This is a genomic window from Desulfosediminicola flagellatus, assembly GCF_005116655.2.
GTDB lineage: Bacteria > Desulfobacterota > Desulfobulbia > Desulfobulbales > Desulfocapsaceae > Desulfopila > Desulfopila flagellata.
Window position 1 is genome coordinate 2,845,531 of record NZ_CP050698.1, and the last position, 20,057, is coordinate 2,865,587.

At 41.9% G+C, this 20,057-nt stretch carries 17 protein-coding genes; 5 read left to right on the top strand and 12 right to left on the bottom strand.

What is annotated here, in order from left to right:
- Nucleotides 1-20: 20 nt before the first annotated feature.
- Together FCL46_RS11880 and FCL46_RS11885 are read right to left on the bottom strand one after the other, a co-directional pair.
- Nucleotides 21-1,196, bottom strand: coding sequence for a DegT/DnrJ/EryC1/StrS family aminotransferase (locus FCL46_RS11880; protein ID WP_136808343.1), 1,176 nt, complete (start codon nt 1,194-1,196; stop codon nt 21-23).
- A gap of 62 nt (nt 1,197-1,258) precedes the next feature.
- Nucleotides 1,259-2,245: a sigma-70 family RNA polymerase sigma factor gene (locus tag FCL46_RS11885; RefSeq protein ID WP_136808344.1), complete on the bottom strand. Its 987-nt coding sequence runs from the start codon at nt 2,243-2,245 to the stop codon at nt 1,259-1,261.
- A 264-nt stretch (nt 2,246-2,509) separates the two neighbouring features.
- Here FCL46_RS11885 and lepA point away from each other — a divergent pair, with 264 nt between their 5' ends.
- The gene (gene lepA / locus FCL46_RS11890) at nt 2,510-4,306 is read left to right on the top strand and encodes a translation elongation factor 4 (RefSeq protein WP_136808345.1); all 1,797 of its coding nucleotides are present in this window, start codon (nt 2,510-2,512) and stop codon (nt 4,304-4,306) included.
- 72 nt (nt 4,307-4,378) lie between these two features.
- Here the strand turns inward: lepA and FCL46_RS11895 are convergent, their stop codons facing one another.
- From FCL46_RS11895 to FCL46_RS11935, 9 genes are all read right to left on the bottom strand, one after another.
- Nucleotides 4,379-5,269, bottom strand: coding sequence for a DMT family transporter (locus tag FCL46_RS11895; protein WP_136808346.1), 891 nt, complete (start codon nt 5,267-5,269; stop codon nt 4,379-4,381).
- A gap of 157 nt (nt 5,270-5,426) precedes the next feature.
- On the bottom strand, nt 5,427-6,158 hold the full coding sequence (locus tag FCL46_RS11900; protein WP_228723383.1) for an ABC transporter ATP-binding protein: 732 nt from the start codon (nt 6,156-6,158) through the stop codon (nt 5,427-5,429).
- Nucleotides 6,142-6,918, bottom strand: a complete 777-nt coding sequence (locus FCL46_RS11905) for an ABC transporter ATP-binding protein (RefSeq protein WP_136808347.1) — start codon at nt 6,916-6,918, stop codon at nt 6,142-6,144. Before FCL46_RS11905 ends, FCL46_RS11900 begins: the two co-directional genes overlap by 17 nt.
- Entirely contained in the window at nt 6,908-7,867 is a 960-nt protein-coding gene (locus FCL46_RS11910; RefSeq protein WP_136808348.1) for a branched-chain amino acid ABC transporter permease, read from the bottom strand. Before FCL46_RS11910 ends, FCL46_RS11905 begins: the two co-directional genes overlap by 11 nt.
- Complete coding sequence (locus FCL46_RS11915; protein ID WP_136808349.1) at nt 7,864-8,760, bottom strand: branched-chain amino acid ABC transporter permease; 897 nt, start codon at nt 8,758-8,760, stop codon at nt 7,864-7,866. The genes FCL46_RS11910 and FCL46_RS11915 overlap by 4 nt, the downstream gene beginning before the upstream one ends.
- Before the next feature lie 88 nt (nt 8,761-8,848).
- A complete protein-coding gene (locus FCL46_RS11920; protein WP_136808350.1) occupies nt 8,849-9,976 on the bottom strand; it encodes a branched-chain amino acid ABC transporter substrate-binding protein in 1,128 nt (375 codons plus the stop codon).
- 266 nt (nt 9,977-10,242) lie between these two features.
- Nucleotides 10,243-11,883 (bottom strand): L-glutamate gamma-semialdehyde dehydrogenase, encoded by a 1,641-nt coding sequence (pruA, locus tag FCL46_RS11925; protein ID WP_136808351.1) that lies wholly within the window; start codon nt 11,881-11,883, stop codon nt 10,243-10,245.
- 96 nt (nt 11,884-11,979) lie between these two features.
- A complete protein-coding gene (locus FCL46_RS11930) occupies nt 11,980-12,891 on the bottom strand; it encodes a proline dehydrogenase family protein (RefSeq protein WP_136808352.1) in 912 nt (303 codons plus the stop codon).
- Between the two features lie 664 nt (nt 12,892-13,555).
- Complete coding sequence (locus FCL46_RS11935) at nt 13,556-13,882, bottom strand: DUF5818 domain-containing protein (RefSeq protein WP_136808353.1); 327 nt, start codon at nt 13,880-13,882, stop codon at nt 13,556-13,558.
- 497 nt (nt 13,883-14,379) lie between these two features.
- Here FCL46_RS11935 and FCL46_RS11940 point away from each other — a divergent pair, with 497 nt between their 5' ends.
- The 4 genes from FCL46_RS11940 to FCL46_RS11955 all read left to right on the top strand — a co-directional run bounded on the left by FCL46_RS11940 (nt 14,380) and on the right by FCL46_RS11955 (nt 19,792).
- Complete coding sequence (locus tag FCL46_RS11940; protein WP_136808354.1) at nt 14,380-15,834, top strand: HAMP domain-containing sensor histidine kinase; 1,455 nt, start codon at nt 14,380-14,382, stop codon at nt 15,832-15,834.
- 68 nt (nt 15,835-15,902) lie between these two features.
- A complete protein-coding gene (locus tag FCL46_RS11945) occupies nt 15,903-16,496 on the top strand; it encodes an outer membrane protein assembly factor BamD (RefSeq protein ID WP_136808355.1) in 594 nt (197 codons plus the stop codon).
- On the top strand, nt 16,493-17,851 hold the full coding sequence (locus tag FCL46_RS11950) for a sigma-54-dependent transcriptional regulator (RefSeq protein WP_136808356.1): 1,359 nt from the start codon (nt 16,493-16,495) through the stop codon (nt 17,849-17,851). The genes FCL46_RS11945 and FCL46_RS11950 overlap by 4 nt, the downstream gene beginning before the upstream one ends.
- A gap of 183 nt (nt 17,852-18,034) precedes the next feature.
- Complete coding sequence (locus FCL46_RS11955) at nt 18,035-19,792, top strand: DUF342 domain-containing protein (RefSeq protein WP_167505927.1); 1,758 nt, start codon at nt 18,035-18,037, stop codon at nt 19,790-19,792.
- Nucleotides 19,793-19,841: 49 nt separating this feature from the next.
- On the opposite strand, the gene FCL46_RS11960 is transcribed toward FCL46_RS11955, so the two are convergent.
- The gene (locus tag FCL46_RS11960; protein ID WP_136808358.1) at nt 19,842-20,054 is read right to left on the bottom strand and encodes a hypothetical protein; all 213 of its coding nucleotides are present in this window, start codon (nt 20,052-20,054) and stop codon (nt 19,842-19,844) included.
- Nucleotides 20,055-20,057 lie beyond the last annotated feature (3 nt).

Here is a 20,057-nt window from a genome sequence, read left to right on the forward strand (position 1 = left end):
CTGTGTTTGAATCTGCTGGATTATAGATAGTATTTTTTTATGGTCTCTACAACATATGTCTGCATCTCATCAGTCAATTCAGGATATATTGGAAGAGCAATCGTCTCATTGGCGGCCTTTTCTGCCTCAGGCATCGACCACTTTTTCGCATCAGTTCCAAGGCATTCCTGTAGATGAAGAGGAACCGGATAATAAATTTCGCAACCGATATCGTTTTTAAGCAACCAATCACGTAGACCATCACGATCCTTAACCCGCAGGATATATTGATTGTAAATATGACTGATCCCTCTTGAACCATCTTCAAATTGCTTATACACCGATGTCGGAATAGCAATTTTTTCACCACCGATAAGCCCTGAGTCTGTAAACATAGAATTATACAATGCTGCGTTCTCAGTCCGTTGCCTATGCCATTTATCCAGATGTCGAAGTTTTACACGTAAAGCTGCGGCCTGCAATGCATCCAATCGGAAATTTCCTCCTATCATCGAATGATAGTATTTAGGATATGCACCGTGGTTTCTTAAAAGCTCGATCGTATTAGCAAACTCTTTATCCTGAGTGATGACCATACCGCCATCACCGATACCACCGAGGTTTTTGCTCGGGAAAAACGAAAAACACCCGGCAACACCCATAGAACCAGCCCTCTTCCAAGTGACCTGGTCTCCATCGACTTCCGGATATTCGGCGCCAATAGCCTGCGCTGCATCTTCCACTACCGGCAGTCCATACTCTGCAGCAATACCCATGATCGCAGTCATGTCAGCACATTGACCGTAGAGGTGCACTGGAATAATCGCTTTTATTTTCTTTGAGGTATCTGCCGCAAGCACTTCCCGCATTTTTTCGGGATCGATATTAAAACTTACAGGGTCAATATCGGCAAATACCGGGCGAGCACCAAGCCTGAGCACAACACCCATGGTTGCAAAAAATGTGTACGGTGTAGTCAGGACTTCATCACCCTCACCAATTCCAAGAGCCATCAGGGCGACCAGAAGTGCATCAGTACCACTTGAAACACCAATTCCGTGTTGTGCTCCTGAGTATGCTGCAATTTCCTGCTCTAAACCAACGACCTCAGGTCCGTGAATATATCGCGTTGAACGTAATACCTGGTTAACAGCGTCTACCAGATCAGATTCAAGACAGGCAAACTGTGCCTGCAAATCAAGTAAAGGTACTTTCATGGCTCTTTTGAATGTAAATTTTGAAAATTAACTACAGATATCAAGTAAAAACCTGACAGCTATTAGTCCTTTGAATTTATAACGATTTTTTCGCCATCGAAGAAATCAATAATGTCAGGCATCTCGGCTTCAAGATATTTTTTCATCTTTTTCAGCAGATTCACTTCAATCTGCCTCACCCGCTCTCTTGAAATTGCAAATTTATCAGCAATATTCTGCAGAGTCATGGGTTCGTCGGTAAGTAAACGCTTTTCAAGAATCATTTTCTCTTTGTCGTTTAACTTATCTTTCAATACTTCCAGTAGCTCAGCAAGTTTAACGCGAATCTCTTTTCCTGCTACTGTGGACTCGATATTTGGACCTTTGCTGGGAATAAAGTTTTTCTGTTCATCATCAGAATCACTACGAACAGGACTCTCAAGTGACACATCCCAGTTGTCCATCCTTTGGCTCATCTCTATAACTTCGCGCTCTTTGACATTCAAACGTTCGGCGAGAAGTTTAGGTTCAGCCGCAAACCCTTGAGCTTCAAGGAGTTTTTTCTCTTTATTTAAACTAAAGAACAATTTTCGTTGAGCCTGTGTTGTACCAATCTTAACCAACCGCCAGTTGTCCATGATAAACTTCAACACGTAAGCTCTAATCCAGTAGGCGGCATAATAGGAAAACTTTACCCCTCTATAGGGATCAAATTTTTTGGTAGCCTGAACAAGACCGACGTTTCCTTCCTGAATGAGATCCATAAAATTCTGCATCCAGTATTTCTGGAAATCCATTGCAACCTTAACTACAAGTCTAAGGTTGGCAGAGACAAGTCGATACGCGGCTTCCTGATCACCTTGCTCACGAAACCGAATTGCAAGCTCATCAGTTTCTTCACGGGAAAGCAGCTCGTACTGGCTTATCTCCTGCAGATATCTATGTAATGCCGGGTTACTTAAAGCGGGAAGGTTCTCATCGTCGGAAATGGAGACAAGCTGATTCCCATTAAACACATCATTGGGGTCAACTTCTATTTCTACTTCTAAATCTGCGGAACTTTTACTCATATCGATCAGTCTCCTGACTGTTGTGGTGCGATGATTCCCAAAAAAGATTACAATCTTACCTTCCTAGGGTGAAAGTGCAATATTTATATGCTAAACGCTGTATGCTTGGTGAAAATGTGCTACTATCGTTCCAGACTAGCCTTGTGTGTATTATATATAGAATTATATTTTAATATTTACCCTTTTATGCTAGAAACAACCGATTTCCAAGGACACTCGTTCTTAAGTATACTCTTTTGACTGGAATTTTACCAACTGCACACGATGAAAAATATCAGAAACTTTAGCATCATTGCTCATATAGACCATGGCAAATCCACGCTTGCCGACCGCATGATACAAATATGCGACCTAATTTCAGACAGAGACTTCAAAAATCAGCTGTTAGACAGCATGGATATCGAGCGGGAAAGAGGCATCACCATCAAAAGCCAAACCGTCTGTCTCCCTTTTAGAGCATCTGACGGGCAGGATTATTCCCTGAATTTAGTCGACACCCCTGGCCATGTGGATTTCAGCTATGAGGTGTCACGTGCACTTACCTCATGCGAAGGTGCTTTACTTATCGTAGATGCTGCACAGGGGGTCGAAGCCCAGACCCTGGCAAATCTCTATCTTGCGATGGAGAATGAGCTCGAAATCATTCCTGTTATAAACAAAATAGATCTTCCTTCAGCAGAACCGGAAAAGGTCGCTATGCAAATCGAGGAAGATCTCGGCCTCGATGGAGAGATGATCCAATACTGTTCTGCTAAAAGCGGTAAAGGTGTTCAGGAGATTCTTGAAGCTATCGTAACACATCTGCCACCTCCTGAAGGGGATCCAAAGGCAGAACTTCAAGCACTTATTTTCGACGCCAACTACGATCCGTTCAGGGGCACTATAATTTCTGTACGAATCATTAACGGAACCTTGAAAAGTGGCGACACTATACGATTCATGTCAAACGACATAGAATATCGCGTAGAAGAAGTCGGTACATACAGGGTAATCCGAAGAGAAGAAAAACAACTCACTGCTGGAATGGTCGGATATATCATAGCAGGGATTAAATCGATTCAGGACGCCAAACCTGGTGACACCATTACTCATAGGGACAGACCAGCTGCTTCTGCACTTCCTGGGTTTAAAGAAGTTCAGCAGGTTGTTTTCTCATCTATCTATCCAATCTCAACAGATGATTACGAAGACCTCGCAACCGCCCTTGAAAAACTGCAATTAAACGATGCTGCTCTTACCTTTGTAAAAGACTCTTCAGCAGCTCTGGGTTTTGGTTTCCGTTGCGGCTTTCTGGGGTTACTTCATCTCGAAGTGGTTCAGGAACGGCTTGAACGTGAGTTTGACGTTTCCCTCATTCTAACTGTACCTTCTGTACGATATACATGTTTCTTAAAAGATGGCTCCTCTAAAGATGTTGATAACCCGGCCTATTACCCAGATCCGGCTAACATAGAGCGCACTGAAGAGCCATACATCAAAGCAACCATTCTCATGCCTGAAAAGTATATGGGAGCAGTAATGACGCTTTGTATAGAAAGACGTGCTGAGAACACTAATTATCACTACCCAACTCCAGGACGAATAGAATTCACCTGCGAAGTTCCTCTTGCTGAAGTCATTTATGATTTTTATGATCGCCTTAAATCTATTACCCAAGGGTATGGATCTTTCGATTATGAAATACTCGACTATAGAGCTTCAGATCTCGTTAAACTCGACATTCTTGTAAACGGCGAACGTGTGGATGCACTCTCTCAGCTTGTGCACAGCAAAAATGCCAGAGCACGAGGTTTACACGCCTGTGAGATGCTAAAGGAAGAGATCCCCCGTCAGATGTTTAAGATTGCTATTCAAGCTGCCATAGGTGGTAATGTCATTGCCCGTACCACCATTTCAGCCCTCAGAAAAGATGTAACAGCGAAATGTTACGGTGGTGATATCTCCCGTAAACGCAAACTACTTGAGAAACAGAAAGCAGGTAAGAAGAGGATGAAAACTGTAGGAAATGTTGATATTCCACAAACTGCATTTCTAGCTGTTCTTAAATCTGATCAGAAATAAGTCCCAAAAACACAGTTGCAGACCGCAAGATCACTAAACCGCAATTCCTTGTATAGGTATTGCGGTTTTCTTTTAAACTTCGACCCGCTTTGCCCCTCTTCCCTGCACTATCAATCCTGCAACAATAAAGAGCAGACCTGCCAAGGTGGACGGCATGATTTCCTCACCCACCAGAAAATAGATGAATACCAGAGATAAAAACGGTGATAAGAATATAAGATTCGCTATTTTTGCAGCACTCTCTGTTAATTTCATCGCGGTAAGCCATAGTAGAAAAGCGACTCCCATTTCAAAAAAACCAAGATAGACTGCTCCGGCTACACCTCTGATATCTGGTATATGCACCTGCTCAAACATCAACACATATATGGCGACACAAGGTGTTGCACACAAAAAATTCATAAATAAACCGACAACCGGATCACGGGAGTCACGTGTATTAGCTATCCAATACAGAGACCAGAAGAGTGTAGAAAGCAGAGCCAACAGAACGCCTGCGGGATTATCGAAATGTAATGATAACGGATTACCATTCGTCGAGATCACCAACACCCCAAAATAACATATCAGAATCGCAATCAGTTGCTGCTTTCCAAGCTTTTGCTTCAGTAGTGGAACAGAAAGCAGGGAGAGCGTAACCGCCCAGGTATAGTTCAGGGGTTGTGCCTGTTGAGCAGGCAACAAATCATATGCTTTAAAAAGAACAAGGTAATAGAGAAATGGATTAAGAAAGCCAAGTTTGCACGATAGAATCCAATCGGCAATCGTTAATTCTTTAACCAGGTGAATTTTCCTTTTCCAGCAGACAATACCTCCCAGTACAATAGTGGAAGTAAGCGCGCTGTAGAAAACTAATTCAGCAGGTCGTAAATACTCTAACGAAAGTTTACATGCGCTGGCCACAGTTGACCACAAAGCTATAGTCGATAAAGCGTACAGATACGCTTTGCGCTGCTTTTTCATAGTTTTTTCAGATTATAATAATTGAAAACAATAATCGAATATCTGCTGCTTACAGATGCATGTAAAAGGTCGCCAAAGGAACAAAAAACCTGCCACAAACAGAGCCGTTTTGGCGGTCTTGAGGCAGGTTAATAACGATTGGGAAACAGGTTCTCTTTCAATGTCGCTTTTTACCGAGATACGCCTCCTGAATTTTTGGCGAAGCCAATAATTCTTCAGATGTTCCAGAATAGACAATTGTGCCAACTTCAAGAACGTATCCACGATCTGCAAGTTTAAGTGCAGCACGTGCATTTTGCTCTACCAGGAGGACTGTCACACCGCTTGCAGCAATCTTTCTGATCTGCGCAAATATTGCTTTGACAAGAATTGGCGCTATGCCAAGGCTCGGCTCATCAAGCAGCAACATGGATGGTTTGCACATAAGAGCCCTGCCTATGGCCAGCATCTGTTGTTCACCACCTGACAATGTTCCAGCCAACTGAGTTTTGCGCTCTTGAAGTCTTGGGAATAAATCGTATACCCAGGCAAGGATTTCCGGATCCATTTTGCTACGCGTATAAGCTCCCAGCATCAGGTTTTCTTCAACAGTAAGAATACCAAACACTCTTCGCCCTTCAGGTGACTGACTAATTCCAAGCGAGACAACCTTGTGGGCAGGGAGCTCAGTCAACTCGGTTCCATCAAATACGATAGAGCCACTTTTGGCTTTCAGTAGCTGACTGATCGTTCGCATGGTTGTAGTCTTACCAGCACCGTTGGAACCAAGAATGGTGACTATCTCCCCTTTCTTTACCTCAAGCGATATTCCCTTGATTGCAGCAATAGAACCGTAGGAGACTTCCAGGTTAGAGATCGAAAATAATACATCATTAGAAGTCGTCATCATCACTCCCGAGATATGCTTCAATTACCGCTGGATCTGACTGAATCTGAGCAGGTGTGCCTTCGGCAATTTTACGACCGAAATTGATAACCGTCAGATATTCGGTCACCTCCATTACCAGATCCATATCGTGCTCGATAAGTAATATCGTGACACCCTTTTCCCGGATCTTGTAAATTGTCTCGATCAATGCAAGTGTTTCATTATCATTAAGGCCCGCAGCAGGTTCATCAAGAATAAGCAATGATGGTTCAGTAGCCATGGCTCTAGCCATTTCAACCCTGCGTTGGATTCCATAGGAAAGCGCTCCAACCGGATTGACCATATATTCAGAGAGATCAAAAAAGTCGAGCAACTCAGCAACTTTTGCCCAATTCTCCTTTTCATCCCTCCTCGACCAGGGAGTATGGCAGATTCCGTGCCAGAACCCCTGACTGCTCTTGATATGCCGACCACTCATTACGTTTTCGGCAACACTCATCTGGCCGAATAAACGAATAGTCTGAAATGTGCGGACAACTCCTCTTTTAGCAACTTCATGAGGTGGAAGAAGTCGTATCTCTTCATCACGCCAGCGAATAGACCCTTCCTCACAAGGATGTATACCTGTAATACAATTAAAAACAGTGGTCTTCCCCGCTCCGTTAGGGCCGATTATTCCGTAAATCTGCCCTTCCGTAACCTTAAAACTCAGGTCATCTACAGCTACCAACCCACCGAATCGTTTTGTTACATTTGTTAATACGAGTTCATTACCGGCCATCACTTCCTCCCTTAATCAGTTCTTTCGGGATTTTTCCAAATTTCGCCGGCCAGATACCACGTGGTCTCAAAATCATTGTGAAGATCATTGCAAAACCAAAGATAAAATATCGCCAGGTAGCAAAATCACGAAAGATCTCAGGCAAGACAAACATAACGAAAACACCAAGGAGAATACCCGGCACTGATGACCCACCAACAATGACGATACTGAAAAACAGTACAGACTGCAGAAAATCAAACGCCTCAGGACTCACAGCCGAATACTGATTAGCAAACACGGTGCCTGCCATTCCTGCAATACCAGCCCCAAGAGCAAAAGCAAATATTTTGTAAGCCCGAACGTTAACGCCGATGGATCCCGCAGCGAGTTCATCCTCGCGAAGGTAATGCAGCGCTCGGCCAGCTTTACTTTTCGCAAGATTATGCATCACAAGAAATGTGATCAAAAGGGCTATAAGTGCAGTATAAAAGCCACCTGCACTTGGATTTGAAGTGAAGCCGGGAAGATTGATTACATCAAGTCCGAAAATACCATTAGGCCCCCCAGTCACTCCGCCGAGATTATTCTGTAATACCTGAATAAAAACTATATTGAATCCAATGGAGGTAACAAGAAGATAATCTCCCCGCAGATGCACTATAGGACCGGCAAGGATAATACCTAAGATAGCAGGGACAATGATTGCGAGAGGGACCGTTGCCAACAACGGCCAACCGAATTTAGCATTAAGGATTGCACTGGTATAGGCACCAAGACCAAAGAACAAGGCTTGGCCCATGTTAAACATACCAGCTTTCCCAAGAACAATATCCATGCTGAGCGCAACTATTGTAAACACAACAAACGTTGTCGCAACTGCAAGCCAGCGTGAGTCGAGGAGTGCAGGCAGGCTCAGCATAACAAGAAAAAATAGGGGATAACCCAAACGTTCTAATTTTTTCATCATACTTTTTCCGCCACCCTTTCTCCGAGAATTCCGGTAGGTCGTACAATCAGAATCACAATCAGGAGTATAAATGTAAATGCATCAGACCATGTACTTGAGACATATCCGGCAATAAATGCATTAAATAGTCCAAGTAAAATACCTCCGAGCATCGCTCCGGGAATATTTCCAATCCCGCCAATGATTGCCGCAACAAAGGCATAGAGGCCATACTGCCACCCCATGTTGAAGGTAATCCCCTTGTAATAGAGACCGATAAACAGGCCACCAACCGCACCCAGTGAGGTACCGATAACAAAGATTGTTACGATAATATTGTTAACGTTGATTCCCATTAACCGTGCCGCATCCTGATCGATAGAGCTTGCCCGGATAGCAGTACCAATCTTGGTTTTCTCGATAAAGACATAGAGTGTAATCATAAGTACAAGAGAAAGTACCATGATAAGAACCTGAATAAGGCTAATCACCACGCCGCCAATATCCCAGTATATCTGAGGTATAAGGTCAGGAAAGATCTTCATCTGAGGACCCCAGAGCAGCATTATACCATTCTGGATCACCATTGATGCACCAAGTGCAGAGACAACTGCAGATAACCTCGGGGCAGTTCGAAGTGGACGATAGGCTACACGTTCTAACAGCACTCCACAGGCAGCAATTACAACTGCAGTGAGCAGGAATACGGTCACAGCCCGAAAAATGGAACCACCCTCTCCAAACAATTCGGTAAAAATGAATAGGCCGACAAAGGCGGATGCTGCCACGAGATCGCCATGGGCAAAGTTAATGAGTTTCATGACCCCATAAACCATTGTGTACCCGAGTGCGATCAGGGCAAACATTGATCCTATGGTCAACCCATTTACGAGTTGTTGTAAAAAAATATCCATATCTTCCTGAAAAAAAAAAGAGACAGAGATCAGGGCAGAAAGCAGAACAGATCTACCCTGATCTCGATATCATAAACAGACTACAAAATTACTGGTTGTAGACTATTTTATAGCTGCCGTCTTTCTGGATCTCGTAGGCCATGTAACCACTGCCTACTCTGTTTCCGTCAGGAGCGAAAGAAATGGGTCCGGTGATTCCCGGGTAATCTTTTAAGGTATGAAGATAATCTGCGGCTTTCTTGGTATCAAAGTCGTTGTTTGTCTCCATTGCATGAATGATTGCGCGCATTCCATCAACATTAAGAAGCGTCCAGATGGAAGGTGGCATCATGTTGTATTTCTCTTGATAAGATTTAAGAAAATCTTTGGCAAGGTCATACGGAAGCAACTCAGGAGTAGGAACATTAATCAGGTAAGCTCCTTCTGCTGCAGAGCCTGCAAGCTTCATGAAGTCTGGATTGTCGTTAGCATCACCACCAATAAAATCAGCTTTAATACCAAGAGCTTTCTGCTGTGAACGAATCAAGCCGCCATCCGAGTAGTAACCTGCGTAAAAAATCACATCAGGTTTTTTTGACTTCATCTGAGTAAGAACAGGAGTAAAGTTTTGAGCACCTGCTTTTACTTTTTCTCTGGCCACAATGTTCCCACCGGCGTCCTTAACTGCACCCTCTACGGCGGTCGCAAGTCCATCAGCATAGCTGGAGAAATCGGAAAGTATAGCAATTCGCTCATACTTTTTTACATTTACGATATAGTCAGCAGCAAAAAGTGCTTCTGCACTATTTGGGAAGGAATTTCTGAAAAATGTCCAGTAACCATGCTCTGTCAGAGTATCACTTGTACCATCACTGGTTTGCAGAACACCAGCTCTGAAATATGTGGCCTGTGCAGCTTCAGCGCAGGTGGATGTGTAAGAACCAATGACCATTTTTACGCCTTTATTGACGAGATCTTTGGCACAAATTGCGGCTTTCATGGCAGTACCTTCGTCGTCACAAGTGACAACTTCGATCTGTTTGCCCATAACTCCGCCTTTGGCATTTATCTGTTCTGCCATCAAACGAGTTGCATTATCAATACCCTGGCCTTCATTGGCATAGCTACCGGTGATAGGTGCTTGAACTCCTACCTTTAAGGTATCATCTGCAAATGCAGATCCAGCGATAAGGGAAAAACTCAGCAATGACACGAACAATGATTTCTTTCTCAACATGCTCTCCTCCAAATTGAGTGTGGTTTTTGCCTGCAGGCAATATGTTAATAATTGGTAAACTCTATATTCTTCCTCCGCTGCAGGCTTCTCTTGACAACGTCATACGAGACCTACAATTATTATATTCCTCTACTTTTTGCTGTATTTTTTTCAAAACAGCCTGGAATCGTGCAACTGTTTGAAAACCTACATAACCTTCGAGGGCAGCAAAACTCAACTTGCAAACCGACAAAGAGAGATTTACTACCCTTGATCCTGAAAGTAAATTATTCCTCTTCCATGAAGGGATAACCGAATTCTGTTGCCGGAACAAAAGTTTCTTTGACAGTTCTTGGAGAAACCCAGCGAAGAAGGTTTGTTGCAGCTCCTGCTTTATCATTGGTACCGGAGGCCCGACCGCCACCAAACGGCTGCTGCCCAACGACTGCTCCGGTGGGCTTATCATTGATATAAAAATTACCAGCAGCATGCTCAAGTTTTCGTAAAGCCACACTTGTAGCCAGTCGATCTCTTGAGAATATCGCCCCTGTCAGTCCATACATTGAAGAACTGTCACATACATCGAGTGTTTTTTCATAATCCGCATCATCGTACACGTAAACTGTCAATACAGGTCCAAATATCTCTTCAACCATTGTTTTAAAGTGTGGATCAGAAGCAAGAATAACTGTTGGTTCAATGAAATAGCCTGTGCTGTCATCAAAATTTCCACCTATCAGGACATCACCACCTTCATTTTCTTTTGCAAAGGTAATATATGAGGTGATCGATTCAAATGCAGCTTTGTCAATAACCGCCCCAACAAAATTCCTGAAGTCAGTAGTCGGGCCCATCGTGATCTTACTCATTTCAGACTTGAGACATTCCTCTACTGCAGGCCAGAGGCTTTTCGGTATATACGCTCGACTTGCTGCTGAACATTTTTGCCCCTGATATTCAAAAGCACCTCTTACCATCGCAGTAACGACTTCTTTCACGTCAGTTGAAGAATGAGCAAAAATAAAATCTTTTCCGCCAGTTTCACCTACCAGGCGAGGATAGGATTTGTATTTGGCAATGTTATTACCAATGGTCTTCCACATTTTTTGGAATACCGGTGTTGAACCTGTAAAATGGACACCTGCCAAATGTGAATCAGCAAGACAGATATCACCTACATCACGTCCTGACCCTGGAACAAAGTTGATAACTCCTGGCGGCAATCCGGCCTCTTCAAGGATTCGCATGATGAGATACGGAGTATATACAAGGGAGGATGCAGGCTTCCAGACTACAGTATTCCCCATTATTGCAGGTGCAGTTGCAAGATTTCCAGCAATTGCAGTGAAATTAAATGGGGTAACAGCAAAGACAAAACCTTCTAGTGGTCTGTGTTGAACAAAATTCCAGACACCTGGAGATGATTCTGGCTGGGTTTGATAGATCTGTTCGGCATACTTCACATTAAACCTTAGGAAATCAATGAGCTCGCATGCCGCATCAATCTCTGCCTGAAAGGCAGTCTTTCCACCACAGAGCATCGCACCTGCGTTTATCTGATAACGATATTTAGTAGCAAGCAGATCTGCAGCTTTAAGAAAAATTGCACACCGCTCTTCCCATCTCATTGACTGCCAGACAGATTGAGCATTAACAGCAGCATCGATTGCTTTTCGAACTTCAGCTTCTCCAGCTTTATGATAGGACGCTAAAACCTTCTGATGGTCATGCGGCACTACAACGTTCGCAGTATTTCCTGTACGGATCTCTTCGCCACCAATAACCAGCGGAATATCGAGAAGTATTTCTGACATTTCCTCCAGTGCTTCTTTAAGCAACTTTCTCTCATTACTTCCCGGTTCGTAACTGTATATCGGTTCATTAACCGGTTTGGGAGTTCTTAAAATCGCATTGTTCAACAGGTTCATCACGATCACCTCATATAGAAATTTGTAAAGTTAGAATTGTATCGCGTACACAGATCACCAAGCTAGATGAAAATCTCAGCCTTAGCATTGGTATCCTTAACTTTTCTTGAAAATTGCTTTAATTATAACACCTGCCATCTTTGGATTTTCTTTCAAACGTCTAGTGCAGTAACCGAACCATTGTTTACCGAAAGGTACATAAACCCTCATCCTGTGACCGTCATCAACAAGAGATTTACGTAAAGCTGGCGTCACACCATAGAGCATTTGAAATTCATACATATTTTTAGATACTTTATATTTTTTGACTAGCTCAAGAGTGCCATTCACGACATTTTTATCATGGGTTGCAATAGCTGGATACATTTTCTGCTGAAACATATATTCGACATCTTCGAGGAAATGTTTATTGATGTTTTCATATTGTTTATAGGCTATTTCCGGGGATTCATTATAGATACCCTTACAGATCCTGAAATTCAGAGGTATCTCCTTGCTATTCAGGTCGGAAAGGTTGTGAAGGTCGTTGTGTGTCCTCTTTAAATACGCCTGAAAAACAAGACCTATATTTTCAGGAAATTCCTCCTTGATTCTGCGTAGCAAATCAATTGACAAATCAGTACATGGTGAATCTTCCATGTCAATTCTTACGAAATTTCTATACGACGCCGCTTTTGCAACAACTTCCCGAATATGATTGTAAGCGACTTCAGGGTCGATGAGTAATCCAAAAAATGTCGGTTTTAATGAATAATTACCATTCACCCCTGCAGCTTCAGATTTTGCTATAACCTCAAGATATTCCTTTTTGTTTGCATCAGCTTCTTCAAGAGTTGAAATACATTCACCAAGGACATCTATGGTGGTCATCATACCATCACTATTGAGTTGTAGAGCATTTACAATAGCCTGCTCAATGGTCTCACCAGCTATATAATCTTTCGAAAAAAGCCAAACAAGTTTCTCAGGCATAAAAGGAAGGATATTAGAGATAAGCGTGTTAATCATTTCAATCACCCGATTGTTAATGGATATCCAGATAATGGACAGAAAATTGAAACAGATTCACTGACACTATTACTATGTTAACAAAAGAACGTTCTGAATCGGCAGAGAGGAATACACAGACATTTAAGCGATTAATCCCCTCACCTTTACAACAGGTAAGATAGCACACCCACATTGTATACAATATGTGAATACAACGAAAAAATACGCCATTCCCCCCCATTGTGTCAATCGTTTTTTTTTACTGTTTCAAATAAACAGTAGAAACTGACTACTACATAAGCCTTCAATTGTTATCTACATTCATTGTATGTCACTACACTTTGAAATTAAAATTTTTATGGTATGGAATTAAGAATTCATAAACACTACAGACTGAGAAACAAGAAAGAAATTATAGGGTACGGATCTGAGTAATGATGAGTAAACATGGTCAATATGATTACACAAGGATTGAACATTTCGACAGAAAGACACGTATTACACGATAACCAAGCTTAAGATATCCTGAACTATAGGATTTATAGTAAAAAACAAAAAAATAAGCCGTACAGATTTCAAGAATCCGTACGGCTTTCCCAGGTGCAACAATGTCTGCCAGCCATATTTCAGGGATTCACGATCCCGCCTACAGCCAACAACGTGTACTGCTTTTCTTTATGCTTCATCTAACATCTGCTTTCACGACATAAATAATACTCTCCTCCTTACCTTGTTTAACAACACCGGTGATATGAACTTCTTTGCCAATTATTTCATCAAGACTCAAGCCTTTTAGCCGATAGGCACCATCATCAGTTTCCAGTATCAGTCCTTCCGGAGTTTTTTTAACAACTCCTGATAGTGATTTTTGGATTTTCTCGAGGTTTGACTCAAGTGCAACTGTTGTTTTTTCAGTAGTTGCTTTAATGGTTTCAGCTGAACTTGAAGCCATTGCTAAAGTTGATGAAGCTACCATAGAACCAATAAGTATTGCGGTAAAAAATCTCATAATTTGTTTCTCCAGCATTTGTATTTGACATCCACTCTATAAGGAATAAAATCTTCCCGAAGGGTATTTTTTCAAAAAATCGCCTGCAAACCACATCGCATATAGCCTAACAATGCAACGTGCATGCCAAAATTTCAAATGTCATAATGCCAGGTAGATAGAGCAATAAATGCGTTGTCGCAAAATGTAAGGTTACATTTATTGCGCACTGAATGTGCAAAAAGAGATAAATTGCTCTTAGCGCAATTCGGAACCCATCCCTATGGGTCATAGATAGAAAATTTATATACAGCAATTCTTCATAAGAACACATCGCTTAAAATGTCTGATTTCTTTCTCACCTCGTAACCATCCTCACCTAACCACTCGCTTTAGTTCGCTGCTTCTGTTAAGCTTCGCAGGAAAAAATGGAATTAAAAGGGGTAGACCTCTCTGCCTGACCACCACTATGCGTACATGTTGTTATCTCACCGTAATAATCTACTCAACTAATTATTGTGAAAATACCAATACCCAGACTCACTATCACGACCAAGCTTTCTTTGTTTTTGCTCACCTTTGTTCTTATTTTTTACGGAACAATAGTACTTGTATTTATTCACATACAAAAGATGATGAGCATCTCGGAAGAAATTGTCAGTATAAACAACGTTGTTGCATCACAATCGAAGGTACTGATCGAAAATTTGCTTGAAATGGACTCCAATGCTAAAAAATTGAGTGTCCTTAAAAAACCGGTATATAGGGAATATTTCGAAACATCGTTAGCAAACATTGACACGAGTGTCCTAACTATTGAACACTTATCATCACGAGGGTACACTGCACCTGCGGCCTATTCGTTATTCCTTGATGAATTTACCGCTCACATAAATCTAATGCGAAAGGAACTGACAGTAGACCCGGAGGTCATTTTCTGGGTTGATGAAGATACATTGAACACATGGTTGGCACTGTTAGTGCAACTTCGCGACCTCAATCAGGCGCATACCGAAGATTCTTTAATGTCTATTCATGAGAGATCACTGCAATCCACGCAAAACGGTCTACTTGGTTTTGGACTCTCTGTCCTCGCCGCAATATTCGGCGTTTGGTTTATTTCAAAATCGATCCTGATCCCTTTAAAAGAATTAACCCATGGATTACGAACATTATCCCAGGGAGATTATACGAAGAAAATCCACGTAACCTCTAAAGATGAATTTCATGATCTTGCGGTAGCGTATAATGATATGAACTCTGAACTCAGTGAACAGGAGAATATGAGGACGGATTTTATTGCAACACTGAGCCATGAGATCAGAACCCCTCTATCTTCAATCCAGGAATCTGTTAATATGCTTGCAGAGGAGGTTCTTGGTAGTATCAATCAAAAGCAGCATAAATTTTTAACACTTGCCAGCTCTGAGTTGACACGAATAACGCAGTTACTCAATCACCTCATGCATGTTTCGATGCTTGAATCGTCAACGAAGGGCATGATTACTACAGAAAAGATCAATCCTGTCCATTTGATACTGGACTGCACAGAATCACTGAGCACAGCAGCTGAGACGAAGAGCATCCAAATCAAACATACATTTCAGGAAAATCTCAATCCTGTTCGCGGCAGGCGTTCTGAACTACAACAGATTATTATTAATATACTTGGAAACGCATTGAAGTTTTCTCCAATAGGCAGTGAGGTGCTCATATCTGTTCTCAAATCTGAAAATTCAGGGTATGTTTCCATTGAGATCACTGATAGCGGTCCGGGGATATCAGAAGATGAAAGATCGCTTATTTTCAATAAATATTATCGGTCTAAATCAGTCCGAAAGCATATGGACGGAGTAGGTCTCGGACTCTACATTTCCAAAAGATTAGCAAAAGCCGTTGGTGGAACAATTCAAGTGAAAAACAATCCTGATAATGGGTGCACGTTCGCAATCATTATGCCAGAGGCAAAATAGGATAGGTAAATTTTTTTATTCTAAATTTCTATTTCCAAAACCTTTCACCCTGACTATCATTATCTGCCATGCAAGTTTTACACTATCTCATATTATCCATAGCCCTGCTTATCTCACTGTCCGGTTGTAATGCTGTGCAGCTCGTCGTTTCCTTTGACCCAGAGCTACAACAGTTACGAGACGGGGAAAGAGAGTTTATTCTCGGCAATTATGAAGAAGCTGAAGAAATTTTTTCAGAAATCTACGATAGCAATGTAAGTAATCAAACAAAAAACACAGCACTATATAATCTTGCCTGTACCCGCATAATTACCTCAAATACCACAGATGATTTTATTAATGCTGTTGAACTCTTAGAGGGTTGGGAGAAGACCTATCCAAGTGTGATTTATGTTGAAAACCCTGACCTGGTAATTTCTGCCCTCAAAAAACGGGCCTCTTTTATCACACAAGCCCAGGCTAAAGAGCTTAAGAAAGATATTATGACTAAGGAAATCCTCAAAAAAGAGCTCAAAGATAAAGAACTTGAAAGTATAGAGATTATTACTCGACAAAGTCAAACTATAACGGAATTAGAAAAATCCCTCTTTACTCTCCAGCATCAGATTGCTGAACTTGAAGCAATTGACCAACAACTTCAGGAGAAGAAAAAGCCATTATGAAAACTTCATGTTCTCTCCTACTGGTCGATGACGATCCAAGTATTCTTGAAGTGCTTGATGCCAGATTCAGTGCGGCAGGATTTAATCTCTATAAAGCTACTTCAGGAGCAGCTGCCCTCGACATACTCCACGCAAACAAGGTTGATCTTGTTGTTTCCGACGTGAAAATGCCAAATATGAGCGGCATTGAGCTCTACTCTGAAATCCAGTCTATTTCACCGGAGTTACCGGTTATTTTCCTCACAGCTCATGGGAGTATATCAGAAGCTGTTGTTGCCGTCAGATCCGGCGCCATTGATTACGTGGAGAAGCCTTTTGACGGTAAAAGCCTTGTAAAAAAAGTTAAAGATTTTTTCGGGAAATCACACTCCAAGAACCGTTTTGATAAGCCCTCGTCCCATGAAGGCATTAGCTTTGAATGGGGAAAAAGCAAAGAAATGCTCGATTTACGCGAAATGGTTGAGCGTGTTGCTTCAAGTGAAGTCAATACTCTGATTCTAGGCGAAAGCGGAGTTGGTAAAGAGTGTATTGCACAAGCGATCCATACCAACAGTAAACGAAAAAATGGCCCATACATAATTGTTGACTGTGGTTCAACCCCACCGGGAATACTTGAGAGTGAATTGTTCGGACACACAAAAGGTGCTTTCACTAATGCCATTCAGGATAAGAAAGGCCTCATTGAAGCAGCTGACGGGGGCACCCTCTTTCTTGATGAAATTGGTAATATCTCTGCTGACATGCAGCACAGGCTACTGCGATTTCTAGAGGACAGAAAAATTCGAAAAGTCGGTTCTATTGAAGAAAAACGTATTGATTGCAGAGTAGTCGCAGCAACAAATGCAGATCTCAATGCTGACATAGAATCAGGAAAGTTCAGACAAGACCTGTATTATCGACTCCGAGTCGTGACACTCACCATTCCACCTTTGAGGGCACGGCCTGAAGACATACCTGATCTTGCTACGCTCTTTGTGAATAAACATTGCGCATCATATGGAATGGCTCCAATAGAAATACCTGAAAAAACTATGAGATGGATTCAGGACTTTGATTGGCCAGGTAATGTACGCGAACTCAAAAATGCTCTTGAAGCCGGCGTAGTCCTTTGCAATGACGGCATTCTCACACCTGAAGATTTACAACTTGAGCACGAAATGTATGAACGATCTGAGCAGAACCCTTCTGAACCTGACTCATTTTCTCTCGAATCAAGTGAAAAAGAAGCAATTATCAGAGCACTTCGTGAAACAAATGGAATTCAGAAGAGTGCCGCTGAACTCCTTAACATCAGCAGGCGATCAATCCATTACAAATTAAAAAAATATAACATTCAACCTTCTGATTACAAATAACTGTAAAGCACAGGTACCCCAGCAATATTTATCACAATTTGCTACATAAAGTTACTCGATGTGAGTTACAACCTATGTTCAGGTCTTGAATGTGCCGAAACCATACCATATACTTAATTGCATAGAACTTCTCTTTGCGAATTCAATGGTATGTCAATTCAGCACGTCGAGGAACTCCGATTAATGGAATCTCCCTCCGAGCCCCTGGAAAGGGAGCCGATACAATACATCGAACCGACCCTACTCTTTACTACCCAACGTATAAAAATAGGTGAAGGTGATTTTTTTAGTGAGGTCGCGGTATCTGAACTCGTCAAGAAAGATCAGCCTCTGCTTGAATTTACAAATACTGAGCAATTCGAAGAGTATATAGTACAAAAACAACCCATTGAAACAGGAGGCAACTGCTACTTTTCTGAAGATGAAAACGTTCTGTTTTCATCTATTGCCGGATACCCTAAGATTGAATATAGAAATTCATTCAAACTCGCTACACGTATTCTACACATATCTGTCGAACCACTCTTTCGCATTACCTCTGACAGAATGAAATGTTCCATATCTATCCATCCTCCATTAGAAAATGCACATTCTCTTGCTGATGAAGATCTGTACGAACTCATCGCTCGGGAAGGCATTACCTCTGGCCTGATACCAGATCAGATTCAACTTGCAGAAGAAATAATTCAACAGCGCCTCCTCGAATTCAATGTAATTGTTTTTGCAAAAGGCAAAAAAGCAGTCAACGGCACCGATGCATACCTGAAGTTTGAGATGGAAACGGGTCCACTGCCTGGAAAAATACTTAAAGACGGCACTATTGACTTTAGAGAGCGGAAAATTTTTGTTCCTGTTTCAAAATCCCAGGTGATAGCTAGAAAAGTGCAACCAACGCAGGGTACATCAGGAAAGACCATCATGGGAGAGAGGATCGACCCCAAACCTGGTATAGATATCGCAGTAAACACCCTAAAAGATGCCACATATTCTCTAAAAACGCGCAAAGTTACGGCCACCGCCGATGGCGTTCTCTCAATAGTAGGTGATACTATTATTAAAGTATGTAGCCGTCAGGAGATTATGAGTGACATTGATTATGCGACAGGGCACATTGAATCACGAAACTCTGTACTGATTCACGGCTCGGTTCAGCCTGGATTCAGGATAAAAACAGATGGTGATCTTGAAATACGAGGATCGGTCATGTCCACTCAAATTTCAAGCCTTTCTAATATTGTCATTAAATCTGGTATAACCGGCAAAAACAGTTCTGTTACAGCTGAAGGTGATATTGATATTTATTTTATTGAACAAGGAAAATTACAGGCGGGGAGCAACTGTATTATTAGAAAGCAGAGCTATTACAGCAGAATCATTGCAGGTAAGAATATACACTGTACCAAAGACAGTACGATTGTTGGCGGTAAAGTCATAGCAGGAGGCAATCTCATTCTGGGAAGCATCGGCTCCGCAAATGCCTCTCCTGCTCTAATTTGCGCAGGAGTAGATGGTCACCGGCTGCTGCAATATTACGACCTTCAAAAAAAATTAATTGAGCAGCAGGAAGGGCTGATCCAATGGCTTCAAATGCACAAAGGGTCCGCCAACGCCAGAAAAATCAGAAAAATGGAGAAAGGTGTAGAGGATACCAAATTAGAATTACTGCGTATGAATATGATACCTGGAACCGGCATTTATTCACGTGCTGCAGAGGGAGATAACCCAAAAAAACTCCGTGGTGAAAAGTATTCAGATAAAGGAGGTATCGATATAGCAGAAATCTACATAGAGATTTATGGCATTGTCTATGGTGGCACCAAACTTCAAATTGGTAATAGAACGTTGAAAATTGAACACACCATAGCCAATAGACTATTTAAACTTAACGATACGCTCACCGAAATTTCAGCTCACCCTCTCAAACACAGGAAAAGCAGATAGTAATCGTATCGTTCGGTACCCAAGCCCAGCCACTAATGGCTTATACTGCTTACTCTCCCTCAACTAGCTGAATTTGTCTCTTCAACCACCCGGAACGTATATAGTATTGCTGGCCACTTGTTTTCCACATCTCACAAATATCACCGTGAGCGGTGACCTGATAATCAGGCGCCAGTGACGTATCTTTACGACAGAGACCATCAGTAATAGTTTTGGGTCTGAAATATTTGCAACTCAGACATCTTTTCTTTAAATGTTCCATACA

Bases quoted from the DNA above. Each gene is read 5' to 3' on its own strand.
- FCL46_RS11880 (WP_136808343.1), bottom strand. From the start codon at position 1,196: ATGAAAGTACCTTTACTTGATTTGCAGGCACAGTTTGCCTGTCTTGAA.
- FCL46_RS11885 (WP_136808344.1), bottom strand. From the start codon at position 2,245: ATGAGTAAAAGTTCCGCAGATTTAGAAGTAGAAATAGAAGTTGACCCC.
- lepA (WP_136808345.1), top strand. From the start codon at position 2,510: ATGAAAAATATCAGAAACTTTAGCATCATTGCTCATATAGACCATGGC.
- FCL46_RS11895 (WP_136808346.1), bottom strand. From the start codon at position 5,269: ATGAAAAAGCAGCGCAAAGCGTATCTGTACGCTTTATCGACTATAGCT.
- FCL46_RS11900 (WP_228723383.1), bottom strand. From the start codon at position 6,158: ATGATGACGACTTCTAATGATGTATTATTTTCGATCTCTAACCTGGAA.
- FCL46_RS11905 (WP_136808347.1), bottom strand. From the start codon at position 6,918: ATGGCCGGTAATGAACTCGTATTAACAAATGTAACAAAACGATTCGGT.
- FCL46_RS11910 (WP_136808348.1), bottom strand. From the start codon at position 7,867: ATGATGAAAAAATTAGAACGTTTGGGTTATCCCCTATTTTTTCTTGTT.
- FCL46_RS11915 (WP_136808349.1), bottom strand. From the start codon at position 8,760: ATGGATATTTTTTTACAACAACTCGTAAATGGGTTGACCATAGGATCA.
- FCL46_RS11920 (WP_136808350.1), bottom strand. From the start codon at position 9,976: ATGTTGAGAAAGAAATCATTGTTCGTGTCATTGCTGAGTTTTTCCCTT.
- pruA (WP_136808351.1), bottom strand. From the start codon at position 11,883: ATGAACCTGTTGAACAATGCGATTTTAAGAACTCCCAAACCGGTTAAT.
- FCL46_RS11930 (WP_136808352.1), bottom strand. From the start codon at position 12,891: ATGATTAACACGCTTATCTCTAATATCCTTCCTTTTATGCCTGAGAAA.
- FCL46_RS11935 (WP_136808353.1), bottom strand. From the start codon at position 13,882: ATGAGATTTTTTACCGCAATACTTATTGGTTCTATGGTAGCTTCATCA.
- FCL46_RS11945 (WP_136808355.1), top strand. From the start codon at position 15,903: ATGCAAGTTTTACACTATCTCATATTATCCATAGCCCTGCTTATCTCA.
- FCL46_RS11950 (WP_136808356.1), top strand. From the start codon at position 16,493: ATGAAAACTTCATGTTCTCTCCTACTGGTCGATGACGATCCAAGTATT.
- FCL46_RS11955 (WP_167505927.1), top strand. From the start codon at position 18,035: ATGGAATCTCCCTCCGAGCCCCTGGAAAGGGAGCCGATACAATACATC.
- FCL46_RS11960 (WP_136808358.1), bottom strand. From the start codon at position 20,054: ATGGAACATTTAAAGAAAAGATGTCTGAGTTGCAAATATTTCAGACCC.